The following is a 15459-nucleotide window of genomic DNA, read 5'->3' on the forward strand; positions in this document are numbered from 1 at the left end:
CTGATGGCACTTCAATCTAAGGGCGATATATTCACCATATCGACACTTTCTGACCGGATGAAAACACACCGATGTGAAATGGTTTTTTGCAACTTACCCACATTGAACAATACTTAGCAATGTCATCCAATTCGGAGTTGGTTATGAAACGACGTCGTTACTCACTGAGCATTCACATTACGAGTCTCTTTTTAGTGCTCGCCATGGTGATCGGCATTGTATTGATTGGCATAAGTTATCACCATAGTCAGCAACTACTGACGGTAAGTGCACAAGGATTAAGTAGCGAAAACAGCAAAAAACTGGAATCAGCATTTAAACAAAGTGCCGCGCCTATCTTGACTACGCTCGATTTTTTAGCTTTTAGTAACGTAATTGATCAACCGGATAAAGTCATCTCGGACCCACGCCAACTCGCCACTGTTTGGCTGACCTTCCAACGTAATCCACAGTTGGTCGCGCTCTATTATTGTGACGAAGCCGGAGCTTGTACTACATTTCGATCGCTGAGCTTTGATAAAGCCAAACAGCGTTTTGATGCCCCCGCGCAAGCTCAGCTATTGGCCCATTACACTCAAGTTGATGGCACTAACCGCTTTATCTATTTAGACCAGAACCTTGAAAGCCTGCTCGACAAACAAGATAACAATAATAAATTTGATCCTCGCGTGCGTCCTTGGTTTACCTCGGCAAGTCAAGATGGCGCGATACGCTTAACGGAACCTTATTTCTTTTTCTTCCTACAAACGAGCGGCGTCACACTGTCACGTAGATCGGCCGATGGAAAGAGTGTGCTTGGCGCTGATTTCACGCTTGACTCACTGTCAAAACAGATGAGTACGATGGGTTTTTCTGACAGTGCTCAGCTCATTTTGTTCGATAATCAATTTAGACCACTCGCCCAACACAATACTAAGTTCGAGCTACAACAAGATCCCTCACAGATTGCACAGCAGCTACAGCAAAGTACTTTTGCACCAATATTGAATCGGGTCAGCAGCCAAACTTTGTATGAAACGGTCAATATGAATGGCACAACGTGGTCGGTGACGTTAACGCCAGTACTGTTAAACAACAATGTACGCTTGTTGCTGGCAGAAGCGGTACCGCAAGACGATTTGATCGCAGATTTGCTCTCGATGCGAGATCAGCAGATTTTTGTCGCGTTAATCATGCTCGCTATCGCTTTTGCAGTAGTTGGTTTTGTGGCGCAAAGGCTCGCCAGCCCTTTAGGTAACCTAGTGCAATTGACCGACAACATCACGCGCTTTGAATTTAAAAAGACACGCTACCCAAAAAGCCGGATCCGCGAAGTTGCCAATTTAACCCAATCGATAGAGCTCATGGAGCATACACTGCACGACTTGCTGCGACTATTACGCGAAACCGCCAGCAACCAAGAATTCGGTGTGTTAGCCAAAACGATTACCCATCAAAGCTATTTGATCACTCGAGCTGAAACTATTTTGCTCTACACTTATGCCAACGAAAATAACCAATTTATCACCGCAGCAAACCACGCCATCATTCCCTTTAAGCTTGATATCAATCAGTTGTCTCAAGAGATGCCGTGGCTACTTTCTGAACTGCGCAAAGGCCAAACGGTTCACTTATCTAAAACCGATAATTCGATGCGTAAGCATAAAGATGAGCTGTATAATTCTGATCTTTATCTTTTCCCACTGCTCAACCGAGACAAGCAGTTAGTTGGCGTATTAAACCTAGGCTACGAACGGGCCATCACTCCCGATCAGCAAGACAAACATGCATTTTTACGAGAGCTGCTCAGTTTTGCCGAAATCGCTAAAGACAATATCGACAAAATGCAGCGGCAAAAGGAGATGCTCAACTCGTTTATTGAATTGATCGCATCAGCCATTGATACCAAATCCCCTTACACGGGCGGCCATTGTCAGCGAGTTCCTGAATTAACCAAAATGATCACTAAAGCGGCGGAAAACGATCGCACCTATTTCCCACAATTTTCCATGACCAATGAAGAGTGGGAAGAGCTCACTCTCGCCGCTTGGTTGCATGATTGTGGAAAAGTGACCACGCCTGAATATGTGATTGATAAAGCGACCAAATTAGAAACGATCTACGACAGAATTCACGAAATTAGAATGCGTTTTGAGCTGCTCAAATGTCAAGCTGAAACGGACTACTGGCAAGGTGTTGCGCAAGGCAAGAACGAGCCAGATCTCAAGCAGCAGTTGCTGACGAACCAACACATCCTTGATGAGGAATTTGCTTTCGTCGCGCAATGTAATATTGGCAGTGAGTTTATGAGCGATGATGACCTTTCCCGCTTAGAGCGAATTGCGCAAAGAGAGTGGAAACGGACTTTGGATGATCAACTCGGTACTTCTTGGATAGAGAACCAACGTGCAGGAGAGTCAAAACCATTGCCCACTATGGAGCGCTTGCTTGATGATAAACCCGTACACCAGTTGCACTGGGTGAACGGTTGCCGTCCACAAGATCTGTGGCAAGAAAACTTTATTTTACAACCGGGAGAACTGCGCTATAACCGAGGTGAGCTCTATAATTTGTCCATTCGCCGTGGCACGCTCACTAACGAAGAGCGCTTTATGATTAATGATCACATTGTGCAAACCATCATGATGCTCAAGCGGCTACCTTATCCTGAACATATGAAAAACGTTCCTGATATTGCGGGAAGCCACCATGAACGAATGGATGGCGCGGGTTATCCAAGAGGTTTAAGTGAAGAGCAGCTTTCCATCCCCGCTCGAGTGATGGCAATAGCCGATGTGTTTGAAGCACTGACCTCTAGCGATCGCCCCTATAAAAAGGCCAAAACGCTCAGCGAATCGATCGCGATCATGACCACCATGGCCACCACAGGCCATATTGATCCGAAGCTTTACTTACTCTTTTTAGAAAAAGAGATTTATCAAGACTATGCGGATCGGTTTTTACACTCCGATCAGCACAGCCCAATTGATAAAGAAGCACAGATAAAAAAAGTAAAAATGAGTTTGAAAAAGACTTTTTAAAGACCGCGAATATCTAACTCATTCTGGATCAGCACAATGCACTGCGAGGCAAACAGCATTCGAGGCCCAAGGCTGATTTTCTGTGTATTAAGGCGCTTTAAACTGTTCCAACTTTTTTTCGGCATCGGGATGTGGTCTGTAAGTAAAAAGCAGCTGTCGTCAGAAAATTGATGCTCACGGACACTTTCGCCTTTTTTATCCAGTAAATACAAGTGGTAACTTTCAGAAAGGCGTTGCACCAACTTTTCAAAACTGATGGTTTCAACCGTGAGTCCTTGCTCGACCTCTCGGGTTTGCTCTTTGCCCATACCCACAGAAACATCTAAAGCGAGGCCTATTTTGGTCAGCAAGGCTTGCTCGTGAAAGCCACCGATATTGTGCAACTGGCTCGACTCAAAGCATAAAGTCCGCGAGAAATCTTGCGTACTTTCCAGCACTAAGTAGACCACCACGTCATCACGATGCGACTGCGCAGTAAAAATAGCGTTCATGAGTACGTGGGCCAAAATTTCGGTGTGGGCTTCTTGCCCAACAGAGGCTAAAAAAGTCTGTTTATCCGTGGAAGCGGCGCGGGCCCTTACAACAAAAGCTCTCATGTGACTGACTCAATTCATTCAATAAAGCACGGACTCTATCACAATCTCCATCTACTGGAATAGTGATCTACTGGTGAAGCTACGGTTCGCTCGTCAACACAGCTTTGCTTTTCGGGAGCCCCAATGAAATGAGAGTGGTCAGCAGCAGAAAACCAAACGAAACCCACAAACACGCCGCTAATCCCCAAAGTTGGAAAACCCACCCGGAAAGCACGGTACCGATTAAACGCCCCATCGCGTTTGCCATGTAGTAAAAACCAACATCAAGCGATACACCATCCCCCTTGGCATAGCTCACGATCAAATAGGAATGCAGCGATGAGTTAATCGCAAAGACCGCGCCGAAAAGCAGTAACCCCGCGATGATCACGACTTCCGGATGCCACTGCGCTTGAATGCTGTAGGCGATCAAACCGGTAATCAGCGCCAGTAACGCCGCCCAACCGAGCGCAGAGTGCCCATCTGGCACTTGGTCTGAAGCACTGCCCGTTATTTTAGGAGCAAACCCTTGGATCACGCCGTAGCCAATCACCCATAACGCTAAAAAGCCGCCCACGGCACTGTGATCCCAACCAAAAACGCTGCCCAGATAAATGGGTAAGGCAATCACAAACCAAACGTCTCGCGCGCCAAATAAAAATAGGCGAGCCGCCGATAAAATATTCACGCTGCGCGATTTGGAGAAAATCTCTGAAAATTTCGGTTTGGTTTTGGCTTTGCCAATATCGGCTTGCAAGCTAAGCAAACTGCCGATAAAAACCAACAGCAATACCGCCGCCATAGCCGCTACCGCATATTGAAAGCCGATCCAAGAGAGCAAGACGCCACCGAGAAAAAAGCCGGCCCCTTTTAGAGCGTTTTTTGAACCCGTAAGAATGGCTATCCACTTGTAGAGTGCGCCTTGTGCATTTTCAGGGACTAACGTTTTGATCGCACTTTTTGCACTCATTTTATTGAGATCTTTTGCGATGCCCGATAACGCCTGCGCCGCCATCACCCAAGGAATGGTTAACCATGCAGCAGGTACAGCAAGCATCAAGAGCGCGAATATTTGCATGCCAAGGCCAATATTCATGGTGCGATTCAGCCCTAAACGCGCACCAAGCCAACCGCCAATCAGGTTCGTCACCACGCCAAAAAATTCATAAAAGAGAAACAAAGACGCAATCGCTAAGGTCGAATAACCCAAATCATAAAAATACAACACCACTAACATGCGCAGCGCGCCGTCAGTGACGGTAAAATTCCAATAATTAAAAGTCACTAGCATGTACTGGCGAACGTTTTGGTTGAGTTGAGACAGCATAATCACTCTCTTTGCAAAAGAGCCGCCTAAGGCAGCTCTTTGGGACTGTTATTGATTAACAAATTGTTTGATGTACTCAACTTGTACATCTTTGGTAAACGCACCCGGTCTTAATGATTGAACGTGAGTAATAATGTTTTGCAGTTCCCAACCTTTCTCCAGCAATAAATGAGCAGCAAGTAAACCAGTACGACCCGATCCACCCATGCAATGCATGGCAATCTTATCTCCCTTGGCAAGCGCCTGATGAAGTGACGGGGAGATACTTTGCCAATGCGTTTGAAACTGATGGTCGGGCGCGCAATCATCTTCAATTGGGGCGTGAAACCATTGCAGCCCCGCGTGCTCAACCACTTTAGGCAAGTCACCAACACCTTTCTCTTGCATCTCTTCGTGACTTAGAGCCGTCACCACAACGGTAACACCTTGAGATCTCAGTTGTTCAATACTCTCAACCAGAGGAAGATCTTTTGTCCCCGGGCAAGGCGTCAATACCAAACCAGCGCTGTTTTCTGCAACAGGCAGTTCCCATGTAGGATGTGTCATTTCTTTGCTCCTTTATGCCAAACCGACTTTGCGTACTAATTCTGCGGTACGCGTTGCGTAACCCATTTCGTTATCATACCAAGCGTAAATTTTCACCATGCGCTTGCCCACCACCATGGTCGAGAGTGCGTCGACAATCGTTGAGCGTTGATCGCCTTTGTAATCAATCGACACCAGTGGGCGCGCTTCAAAACCGAGAATGCCTTTGAGCTCATTTTCTGAAGCCGCTTTCAGTAGCGCGTTGACTTCTTCCGCGCTGGTATCGCGTTTCACATCAAAAATAATGTCGGTTAACGAGGCATTGGCTAGCGGCACACGCACCGCGTGACCGTTAATTTTGTCTTTCAGATCGGGGAAGATTTCCACAATCGCTGTCGCAGAACCGGTTGTGGTTGGGATCAAACTCATACCACACGCACGAGCGCGGCGTAGATCTTTATGCGGTGCATCCAAAATGGTTTGCGTGTTGGTTAAATCATGAATGGTCGTAAACGAGGAATGTTCAATACCCAGTTGCTCATGAATCACTTTGACGATAGGCGCAATGCAGTTGGTGGTGCAAGAAGCGGCCGTAACAATCTGATGTATTTGTGGATCAAAGATGTGGTCATTGACCCCAACCACGATATTGACAATCCCCGCTTCTTTTACCGGAGCCGATACCACCACGCGTTTGACACCTTGCGCGAGATACTGATTCAAAAACTCAGATTTGCGGTGTTTTCCCGTGGCTTCGATGACCACATCACAACCAGACCAATCCACATCATTGATCGCTTTTTGTTGTGAGGTACGAATAACCTTACCGTTGGCAATGATCGCATTACCGTCGCTTGTCACTTGGTGATGCCAACGGCCTTGTATTGAATCAAATTCGAGCAAATGAGCCAAGGTCGCCGCGTCACCCGCAACGTCGTTAATTTGCACAAATTCGATCTCTGGCCAATCAAATGACGCCCTTAATGCTAAACGACCAATGCGGCCAAATCCGTTAATTCCGACTTTAATCGACATCTTTATTTCCTTTTATCCCTTCTAAACACAGCATTCTGGGCGAGATTCCATCTCTGCCAGCCTTTGCATATCTTGTTGGTATTCTTTTTTCAGGCAGTTGGATTCCATCAGCCCTTGAATTTGTTTTTTCATCCATCCGGGTAGTTGGTCCGATAACCGATAAAACACCCATTGGCCTTGCCTTGTATCAACCACCACGCCACTGGAACGAAGTAGAGCCAGATGGCGAGAAATTTTCGGTTGGCTCTCATTTAACGCTTGTGTCAACTCGCCGACACACACTCGTTGCTCGCGTGCAATCATGAGTAAACAGCGCACCCGTGTTTCATCGGACAGCAATTTAAAAAACTGATGAGGTAGCATTTTACTTATCTCTGCATATACGGATGTACACATGTATCATATAAAAAGAAATCGCTGTCAATAGAAAAGTTACCGCTAAATAAAAGTTACCGCTGACTTCAGAGAACAATGCTAAAGCGAGCAGTAAAATAGCTGATGGTATGTTGCAGGGCTTTTGTGGCATTTTGATTACAATCGATTTCCCAATAGATCTATTTTTGATACGCCGATCATACCCCGATGCATCGCAACATTGGGATCAAGAGTTCGTGCGTAGCAGAACATAGATGACGTTTCTAACTCATTCACAAACATTTCACATTTTCAAAACAGTCTACGGTTATGAAATTTAATGAGAAAAATATCCTGAAGTTCGGACTCAGAGAGCGCTAGTATTTCTTTTTCATACGCAGCGCAACGTTGACCAAGGCAATCAACACCGGCACTTCAACCAAGGGCCCAATCACACCCGCAAATGCTTGATCGGAATTTAAACCAAACACAGCAATCGAAACGGCAATCGCCAGTTCAAAGTTGTTGCCTGATGAGGTAAAAGCAATTGAGGCATTTTGATCGTAAGGAATGCCCAGTTTTTTACCAATGAAAAAGCTGACAAAAAACATCACTAAGAAATAAATCACTAAAGGGATGGCAACGCGTATCACATCCATCGGCAGTTCAATGATCATCTCGCCTTTCAGGCTGAACATCAAAACTATCGTCGCTAGTAGTGCCACTAGCGTAATCGGTGAAATACGCGGAATAAACTCCTCGTTGTACCATTGCTCACCTTTCGCGGCCACCAACCATTTGCGACTTAAAAAACCAGCTAAAAATGGGATACCGAGATAAATCAGCACACTTTCTGCGATATCGAGAATGGTAATATCAACCACAAAGCTCTCGAGCCCAAAATACGGCGGCAAAACAGTAATAAATAGCCACGCCATAAAACTGTAAGTGACAATTTGAAATGCACTGTTGAGCGCCACCAACGCTGCGCCGTACTCTTTGTTCCCACCGCTGATATCATTCCACACCAATACCATCGCGATGCAACGCGCCAGACCAATTAAGATCAGTCCGACCATATAACCCGGATAATCGCGTAAGAAAATGATCGCCAATGCAAACATCAAGATAGGCCCGACAATCCAGTTCATCACTAAAGAGAGTGTGATGGCGCGTTTATCACGAGTCACTTCACCTAGTAGGCTGTAATTCACTTTTGCCAGTGGTGGATACATCATCAAAATCAAACCGATCGCCAGCGGAATATTGGTCGAACCGACCGACATATTTTCATTCCATTGCGCCACTTGCGGAAAGAAGACACCGATCGCTACCCCGAGCCCCATCGCAAGGAAAATCCACAAGGTTAGATAGCGATCGAGAAGACTCATTTTTTCGGCTGCAGAGGCTTCTGCGCAGACAGGTAATTCACTCATACATCACATCTCTCGGTCAGTCTAAAAAGGGAGCCGCGCACAACTTTCTACTTACAGCCATGGCGAAATAGCAACGCTAAAATTTCATTCATTTTGACAAGATGGGCCAGCAATACGCGTTAGCTCTTGCGCAATCAATGCGGTATTGTGGCTCAGCGTGATGTCCAATATCTGCACCATCCAACTTTCCAGCTCAGGATTGATTTGGTAGTACACCCACTTGCCGCGACGTTCATCAATCACTAGCTCATTTTTTCTCAGTTCAGCTAAATGACGGGACACTTTGGGCTGACTTAATTGCAACGCATTCATTAAATCACACACACACAACTGCCCTTTGTGCTTCATCAACAGCAAGGATTTAAGCCTCGTTTCTTCAGACAAGGATTTATAAAAAGATAAACTGCGACACATAAACAATACATATGGAATATCGAATGTATTTAAGTGTAAGGAGCAAAAGAGTGGAAGTCAAACGCCAGAACTATCCTCGCGCCTCGCGCACGACGGGCGGCGCTTGAAAAGCAGCGTGATAACGGGAGAAATGATTACTGCAATACAAATAACGATCGTTTGGTTGACCTATACCACATCAATGATTAGGATCACATTTTAAAAATCAACTAAGAGACGTTGCGAATGCTGCTTACGCCGCCCTAGATTGATCTTTACCTCTCACAACTCACCTTTTTATTTCATTTTTTAGAGATCAAGTATGCTACAAAATATTAAGCGCGATTGGTTTTCCAATGTGCGAGGGGATGTTCTAGCTGGCACTGTCGTTGCGTTAGCATTAGTTCCTGAGGCAATAGCCTTTTCTATCATCGCAGGTGTAGACCCTAAAATCGGCCTTTACGCTTCATTCAGTATTGCCGTGATCATTTCAATTGTCGGTGGACGACCCGGCATGATCTCAGCAGCCACTGGAGCAATGGCGCTGTTGATGGTCACTTTAGTCAAAGAGCATGGCTTGCAATATCTATTGGCAGCCACTGTTTTGACCGGGGTTCTACAAATACTGGCCGGTTACCTCAAACTGGGCGATTTGATGCGTTTTGTATCTCGTTCGGTCGTGACGGGGTTTGTTAACGCGCTGGCGATTCTGATTTTTATGGCGCAATTACCAGAGCTGACCAATGTAACATGGCACGTTTACGCCATGACACTCGGTGGGCTGGCGATTATCTACCTATTCCCCTACGTTCCTGTGGTTGGCAAATTGCTACCTTCGCCATTAGTGTGCATTATCGCCTTAACTCTGATTGCTATCAGCTTTGGCATTGATATTCGCACTGTGGGCGATATGGGTGAATTACCAGATACTTTACCGATATTTTTATGGCCAGATGTTCCGCTCAACCTTGAAACCTTATGGATTATATTTCCTTATTCAGCCGGATTGGCCGTTGTCGGTTTATTAGAATCAATGATGACAGCAACCATTGTTGACGATTTAACCGATACCAGCAGTGATAAAAATCGCGAATGTAAAGGCCAAGGTATCGCCAACATTGCCACCGGCTTTCTTGGCGGCATGGCTGGTTGTGCGATGATTGGTCAATCGATCATCAACATTAAATCCGGCGGACGCGGCAGGCTCTCTACTTTTTGCGCCGGTATTCTACTGATCATCATGGTGGTGTTTTTAAGTGATTGGCTCAAGCTCATCCCGATGGCGGCTTTAGTGGCGGTAATGATCATGGTTTCCATTGGGACCTTCTCTTGGAGTTCGGTAAAGGATCTCAAAACTCACCCACTTTCTACCAGCATCGTGATGATCGCGACCGTCGTTGTTGTGGTTGCAACCCATAACTTAGCGATCGGTGTCGGTGTCGGCGTGCTGCTTGCTTCTCTTTTCTTTGCTAACAAAATTGGCCGCTTCATGGTGGTTAAAAGTGAACTCTCTGAAAATGGAGAAGAACGTACCTATCGTGTTGTTGGGCAAGTCTTCTTTGCTTCGTCAGATCAATTTATGAACGCGTTTGACTTCAAAGAGGTCTTAGAGCGTGTCACTATCGACCTCTCTGCAGCGCACTTTTGGGATATTACTTCGGTTTCTTCGCTAGATCGTGCTGTTATCAAATTCCGACGCGAAGGGACCGATGTAAACATCATCGGTATGAATGAAGCAACAGCAACGATTGTCGATAAATTCGGCGTGCATGGTAAGCCAGAAGAAGTTGAAAAGCTGATGGGCGGACATTAAGGAACAGATTATGACCAATATTATTGCTTGCATCGATGGATCGATTTATTCACAGTCGGTCGCCAATTTAAGCGTGTGGGCCGCCAAAAGCTTACAAGCACCGTTAACCTTACTGCACGTACTTGATAAAGCGGCCAATCAAACCGAAAGTGAGCTGTCTGGTAACATCGGTTTAGGCAGCCGAGAACAGCTATTGAAAGAGCTTATTGAACTAGACGAAAAGCGTTCTAAACTGGCCTTAAGGCACGGTAAAGCGTTACTCAATGAGCTAGAAACCAAAGCTCATGAACAAGGTTTACAAGATGTGCATAAACTGCAAAAGCACGGCAACCTGCTGGAGACTTTGCTTGATCTTGAAAACGAAATTCGTGTATTGGTGGTCGGTAAATCAGGTGAAGTGCACCAAAACGACGCCATGGCCGTTGGATCTCAATTAGAGAGTATCGTGCGCACAATGAAGTCGCACACCTTAGTGGCAACGGGTGATTTTACGCCACCACAAAGTTATCTATTAGCCTTTGATGGTAGCGAAATCAGCCAAAAATTAGTGGATAAAGCGATTAAAACACCGCTGCTAAAAGGGCTGGAGTGCCATTTGGTGATGGTGGAAGATAACCACGATAAAGCGATCGCGTTTAAAGCTGCCGCCGAAAAATTGTGTGAACACGGTATTCACGTTGTGGAAGCGTGCTTATCTGGCGAAGTTCATAAGGCGATTCTTCAGTACCAACAACAAAACCAACTTGGCATGATCGTCATGGGCGCGTTTGGACACTCTAAACTTCGTCAGTTTTTTGTTGGCAGTAACACCACTCGGCTCTTAGCCGAATCAAGCGTACCGATGCTATTGATACGATAATAATTGATAAATTAACCATATAGATAAAGCCTTCTTCGGAAGGCTTTTATTATAAAACGCTGTTGTGGAGGGTAAGTGCAAGTAGTAAACTTGCTGCGGATATGCAACTGGTACTTAGGATGTTAGGTACAAATAAAATCGCGGTTACTGCTACTAACTGACGTGACGCCAAATACCCTCCTAAATCAAAGTCTCATTTACTGGAGCCTATCTAATAAAACTAATAAAAAATAATTAAATAAACCTAGGCTAGGTTAACTCTATGAAAATAATATCATCTTTAGGCTCACGGCTGACAAGCAGTCTGCCTATTGAAAAAAAACAGCGAGCTCTGGTAGAGTTCGTCATCAATACTTATCAACCACAGCAACGGGCTGATCTTTTCCGCGCCGTTACAGATCACCGCAAAAACCAATTACTCAACCTATTTCCTGAACATCACAATAAAAGCTTCTCAATACTGTTTGAATTGATGGACTACCGAGAGCTCATCCGGCGCTATCCGAATACATTAGATGAAGAGATAGCACATCTTGAGCAAGCCGTCAGCGAGTGTTATTCGCATTGGCTAGATTTCTGGTGTGAATGCGAAATTGCGGCTATAAAAACACTATTCCCTATCGAAGCGGATGCTCCTCCTCGTATCGAACTGCCACTTAAAGACTGTGCCTACCGTGGTTTTTTGATCGACCAGATAGAGGATTCTGAACTTTGGGTCACAACGCCCAGTCACCCGCAAAAAATGCCCATCAAAGATGCGATCACCTTGAGCAATCTTGAGCTATTTATTAAAGGCGAAAAGTGGTACGAGATGCTGCCTTTATTGTCCTTATCACAAAAAGGGAAGCACTTTGTTTTACTCAAGCATCCTAATAACGAAGCATCTCCCACACTGGTCGCTTCAATGTTGGTACAAGATTGGTCAGTAAATCAGACTTGGCTTAGTTACGCACAGCAATTCAGTAACGAACAGTGGCAATTCTGTTTACCCGATCATAGTTACGATGTTTTGATGGAATTACAGCTTTTCAAACCAGCATTGTCGAAATGCGACTCTCTCCCAGAATTCGATCATCAATTTCGGCGACAATTGACTGGTACGCAAGCGGTCTGTGAAGTGCTGCGTTTAACCGTCAGTGGTAACGCTCAACAAAAGCTCTATTTTCTCTACCTTGCTCAAAAAAAGCTCATCCAAATACTAAATCAAATGGGGTATAAAATTGGTTTCACCATTATCGAACAACCTTTCATACTCAATTTTTATCAAACTATCGAACCAAAATCGTATTTCCGTTCTGGATATAACGACTTAAATAATAACGGAAAACAAAGTTATCGTGGATTCTGGATGATTGAAAGGATGGATAAGGTTTTCAGTGATACCAATTTTCGTGACTATCGACATGCAGTTTCTCAGCGTAGGAAGTACGATTTAACCAAAAGGAAAGAGAAAGAGTATGCTTAACCTCAACTTAGATCCAATTCTCTATCCCAAAGCGATAACGCTTATCGCAGCAGTAGCCATGGTGCTCGTTTGGTTAACTTACTATTGCTATCGTCTTAAACAAAAAAATGAAGTAATTTTTGGCACACACCACGCCTCCTACATCGCTTATTCCTCGTGTATCATCGCTTGGATAGGAAGTAATGCATATTTCCATACTGATTGGCTAGTTGAGCTTGGTGTAAATAGAGCAATCTTTATGGCAGAAATTGCCAATATTTCTGCATCCCTTGCATTTGTTTTTGCCTACTATTTCTCATGTCAGCTCTCTGCCGAACAAAGAAAAGGCAAAGTACACCTTTGGCAACGGCTGATATTTATTACTATAGCGGCCTACTCCGTACTTATTAACTTGCAATCTAACCTCACGGTGAAACATGTTGATATTGTCGGACCGAGCGAGTTTGTCATTGAATTTGGGCCCCATACACCTTACTTCTTTAATGCCATGCTATGTTCAGTGATACTGACGTTATTTAACTTGGTCGTAATGCGAACCAATAGTAGTAAGTTAGCACTGGCCAAAACCAATTATATTATTGCAGGTATATTGGTATACATGCTTTCAACACTAGTTATCCACATAGGAATCACCTTTTTCTTTCAAGATTTCTCACTCTCTTGGCTACCTCCGGCACTCTCCATCAGCGAAATGATGTTTGTTGGCTATGCTCTTATCACTTCACGCTTCTACAGTGTGAAATACCTTGCTTACCTGTGTCTCAATACTGCGTTAGTATGTGGGGTTTTATTCATACCGCTCGGCGCGATCTTCATCCCTCTCACCGACAGCAACCAATGGCTGATTGCAATACCACTCTGTGCGCTTATTGGTATTACTTGGAATCCACTCTACAAACGCTTGAGCCGTTACGCCTCTTTACTGATTTACGGCAATCAGCAGACTCCTGTAGAGCAAATTCTCGCTTTGGAAGACGATTTCAAGCGGTCAATTGATGATGCGATGCGCCGTTTAGGCCAGTTATTATACATCGCCGATGATAAGCTGCAGTTCGTTAATAGTAACTATAACGAAACCGTCTACGAACGTTACCTTTCATCCAAACAAACCGCACTAGTGTTTGATGAATTGTTTGAAAAATTAGACAACAAAACCGCGGCAAAAAACTCGATCAAAGCCCTTTATGACAAAATGAGCTCAAACAATACAGCGTTGGTTATGCCACTGTTTGGCCACAGCAAATTGGTCACACATTTATTAATCTCGCCACACAAAATCAATAATCAGATGTTTTCTAATGAAGAAATCGCTGCACTTCAAACCTTGCTAACCCGAATACAAAGTATTATTGAAGCGGATAGACGTGTCTGCCAAAGTCGTGCATTAGCGAATTCAATTGCGCATGAAATGCGTAACCCGCTCGCTCAAGTACAATTGCATTTTGAAATTTTAAAGCAACATATTGATAGTCAAGCGCCCGCACAACAAATTAAACAGGATATTGAGAACGGCCAAGCGGCTATTCAACGTGGGCGACAGTTGATTGATATTATCTTGCGCGAGGTCAGCGATAGTTCGCCTGAACACGAACCGATTACGATGACGTCGATCCACAAAGCCGTTGATCAGGCGGTCAGTCAATATGGCTTTGAGAACGAGAAAGTAATTGAGCGAATTCACTTACCACAACAAGATGACTTCGTAGCAAAACTTAATGAAACCTTATTCAACTTTGTTATTTTCAACTTGATTCGTAACGCAATTTATTATTTTGATTCCTACCCAAATAGCCAAATTGAGATCACAACTCAAATCGGTACTTATGAAAATATTTTAATCTTCAGAGATACAGGCCCGGGGATTGACGACGCCATTTCTTATAAGATTTTCGATGACTTTTTCTCTTATCAAAAAAGCGGAGGCAGCGGTCTGGGGCTCGGCTATTGCCAGCGTGTCATGCGCTCTTTTGGCGGCCGAGTTGAATGCAAATCGAAACTGGGGGAGTTTACGGAATTCCACTTATACTTTCCTATGGTACCCAATGCCCCCCAAGCCGACTCGCTTCGTACTCCTGATTTCAAAAGTTGGCAACAACCTAAACCTAATACAGAGCAAAGAACCGTTGACAATATACAACCAATCGATAAGTCATTTCTAATCAATAACAAAGCCCCCACGGTGCTCATCGTTGACGATAAAGAAGTACAACGCTCACTAGTTCAAATGTATCTGAACCAACTTGGTGTTAACAACTTGCAGGCAAACAACGGTGAAAATGCAGTAGAAATCTTTAAAGCGAATTCCATCGATTTGATTTTGATGGATATTCAAATGCCAGTTATGAATGGTTTTGAAGCCAGCCAAATCATTAAGGCGCATTCTCCGCAGGTTCCGATCATTGCTCTGTCAGGTGAATCTGGCGAACGTGAGCTAGAAATGATTAGCAAGCTGATGGACGGTCGTTTAGAGAAACCGACGTCATTAAATGCGTTACAGCAAGTAATCAGCCATTGGTTAAATAGAGACGTTGTACCCAATGCTCATACAGCAAAGAGTGGAACGGTTATTTGACGTAATTGAAGATACCAACATCTAGATAAAACTCAGCCAGTACCAAAACCATTTCAGTGCTGGCTGACATTTTAAAACCGCATAA

General features: G+C 44.5%; 12 protein-coding genes. 5 read left to right on the forward strand and 7 right to left on the reverse strand.

What is annotated here, in order from left to right; genetic code table 11:
- Positions 1 to 143 precede the first annotated feature (143 nt).
- The gene (locus tag AACV12_RS10485) at positions 144 to 3020 is read left to right on the forward strand and encodes an HD domain-containing phosphohydrolase (RefSeq protein WP_249371335.1); all 2877 of its coding nucleotides are present in this window, start codon (positions 144 to 146) and stop codon (positions 3018 to 3020) included.
- Here AACV12_RS10485 and trmY read toward each other — a convergent pair.
- From trmY to AACV12_RS10520, 7 genes are all read right to left on the reverse strand, one after another.
- On the reverse strand, positions 3017 to 3616 hold the full coding sequence (trmY, locus tag AACV12_RS10490; RefSeq protein ID WP_094149725.1) for a tRNA (pseudouridine(54)-N(1))-methyltransferase TrmY: 600 nt from the start codon (positions 3614 to 3616) through the stop codon (positions 3017 to 3019). The genes AACV12_RS10485 and trmY overlap by 4 nt on opposite strands.
- Positions 3617 to 3695: 79 nt before the next feature.
- Entirely contained in the window at positions 3696 to 4928 is a 1233-nt protein-coding gene (gene arsJ, locus AACV12_RS10495) for an organoarsenical effux MFS transporter ArsJ (RefSeq protein ID WP_170900310.1), read from the reverse strand.
- 42 nt (positions 4929 to 4970) lie between these two features.
- Complete coding sequence (locus AACV12_RS10500) at positions 4971 to 5468, reverse strand: cyclin-dependent kinase inhibitor 3 family protein (RefSeq protein ID WP_170888551.1); 498 nt, start codon at positions 5466 to 5468, stop codon at positions 4971 to 4973.
- A gap of 12 nt (positions 5469 to 5480) precedes the next feature.
- On the reverse strand, positions 5481 to 6482 hold the full coding sequence (locus AACV12_RS10505; RefSeq protein WP_170888552.1) for an ArsJ-associated glyceraldehyde-3-phosphate dehydrogenase: 1002 nt from the start codon (positions 6480 to 6482) through the stop codon (positions 5481 to 5483).
- A 21-nt stretch (positions 6483 to 6503) separates the two neighbouring features.
- The gene (locus tag AACV12_RS10510) at positions 6504 to 6845 is read right to left on the reverse strand and encodes a metalloregulator ArsR/SmtB family transcription factor (RefSeq protein ID WP_088733488.1); all 342 of its coding nucleotides are present in this window, start codon (positions 6843 to 6845) and stop codon (positions 6504 to 6506) included.
- A 368-nt stretch (positions 6846 to 7213) separates the two neighbouring features.
- The gene (gene arsB, locus AACV12_RS10515) at positions 7214 to 8272 is read right to left on the reverse strand and encodes an ACR3 family arsenite efflux transporter (protein ID WP_094163596.1); all 1059 of its coding nucleotides are present in this window, start codon (positions 8270 to 8272) and stop codon (positions 7214 to 7216) included.
- An 84-nt stretch (positions 8273 to 8356) separates the two neighbouring features.
- Positions 8357 to 8686: a metalloregulator ArsR/SmtB family transcription factor gene (locus AACV12_RS10520; protein ID WP_017046037.1), complete on the reverse strand. Its 330-nt coding sequence runs from the start codon at positions 8684 to 8686 to the stop codon at positions 8357 to 8359.
- 301 nt (positions 8687 to 8987) lie between these two features.
- On the opposite strand from AACV12_RS10520, the gene AACV12_RS10525 reads away from it, so the two are divergent.
- From AACV12_RS10525 to luxN, 4 genes are all read left to right on the forward strand, one after another.
- Positions 8988 to 10478 carry a SulP family inorganic anion transporter gene (locus AACV12_RS10525; RefSeq protein ID WP_017048956.1) on the forward strand — a complete coding sequence of 497 codons (1491 nt, stop codon included), beginning with the start codon at positions 8988 to 8990 and terminating at the stop codon, positions 10476 to 10478.
- Positions 10479 to 10488: 10 nt separating this feature from the next.
- Positions 10489 to 11337, forward strand: a complete 849-nt coding sequence (locus AACV12_RS10530; protein WP_017046034.1) for a universal stress protein — start codon at positions 10489 to 10491, stop codon at positions 11335 to 11337.
- A gap of 262 nt (positions 11338 to 11599) precedes the next feature.
- Positions 11600 to 12802, forward strand: a complete 1203-nt coding sequence (vanM, locus tag AACV12_RS10535) for an acyl-homoserine-lactone synthase VanM (RefSeq protein WP_170900311.1) — start codon at positions 11600 to 11602, stop codon at positions 12800 to 12802.
- Positions 12795 to 15374, forward strand: coding sequence for a quorum-sensing autoinducer 1 sensor kinase/phosphatase LuxN (gene luxN / locus AACV12_RS10540; RefSeq protein WP_170900312.1), 2580 nt, complete (start codon positions 12795 to 12797; stop codon positions 15372 to 15374). Before vanM ends, luxN begins: the two co-directional genes overlap by 8 nt.
- The last annotated feature ends 85 nt before the right edge of the window (positions 15375 to 15459 follow it).

This window comes from Vibrio sp. 2-2(8) (assembly GCF_963888495.1).
Lineage (GTDB): Bacteria > Pseudomonadota > Gammaproteobacteria > Enterobacterales > Vibrionaceae > Vibrio > Vibrio anguillarum.

Coding starts and splice junctions, on each gene's coding strand:
- AACV12_RS10530 (WP_017046034.1), top strand. CDS start 10,489: ATGACCAATATTATTGCTTGCATCGATGGATCGATTTATTCACAGTCG.
- AACV12_RS10485 (WP_249371335.1), top strand. CDS start 144: ATGAAACGACGTCGTTACTCACTGAGCATTCACATTACGAGTCTCTTT.
- luxN (WP_170900312.1), top strand. CDS start 12,795: ATGCTTAACCTCAACTTAGATCCAATTCTCTATCCCAAAGCGATAACG.
- vanM (WP_170900311.1), top strand. CDS start 11,600: ATGAAAATAATATCATCTTTAGGCTCACGGCTGACAAGCAGTCTGCCT.
- AACV12_RS10525 (WP_017048956.1), top strand. CDS start 8,988: ATGCTACAAAATATTAAGCGCGATTGGTTTTCCAATGTGCGAGGGGAT.
- AACV12_RS10510 (WP_088733488.1), bottom strand. CDS start 6,845: ATGCTACCTCATCAGTTTTTTAAATTGCTGTCCGATGAAACACGGGTG.
- AACV12_RS10520 (WP_017046037.1), bottom strand. CDS start 8,686: ATGTGTCGCAGTTTATCTTTTTATAAATCCTTGTCTGAAGAAACGAGG.
- AACV12_RS10500 (WP_170888551.1), bottom strand. CDS start 5,468: ATGACACATCCTACATGGGAACTGCCTGTTGCAGAAAACAGCGCTGGT.
- arsB (WP_094163596.1), bottom strand. CDS start 8,272: ATGAGTGAATTACCTGTCTGCGCAGAAGCCTCTGCAGCCGAAAAAATG.
- AACV12_RS10505 (WP_170888552.1), bottom strand. CDS start 6,482: ATGTCGATTAAAGTCGGAATTAACGGATTTGGCCGCATTGGTCGTTTA.
- trmY (WP_094149725.1), bottom strand. CDS start 3,616: ATGAGAGCTTTTGTTGTAAGGGCCCGCGCCGCTTCCACGGATAAACAG.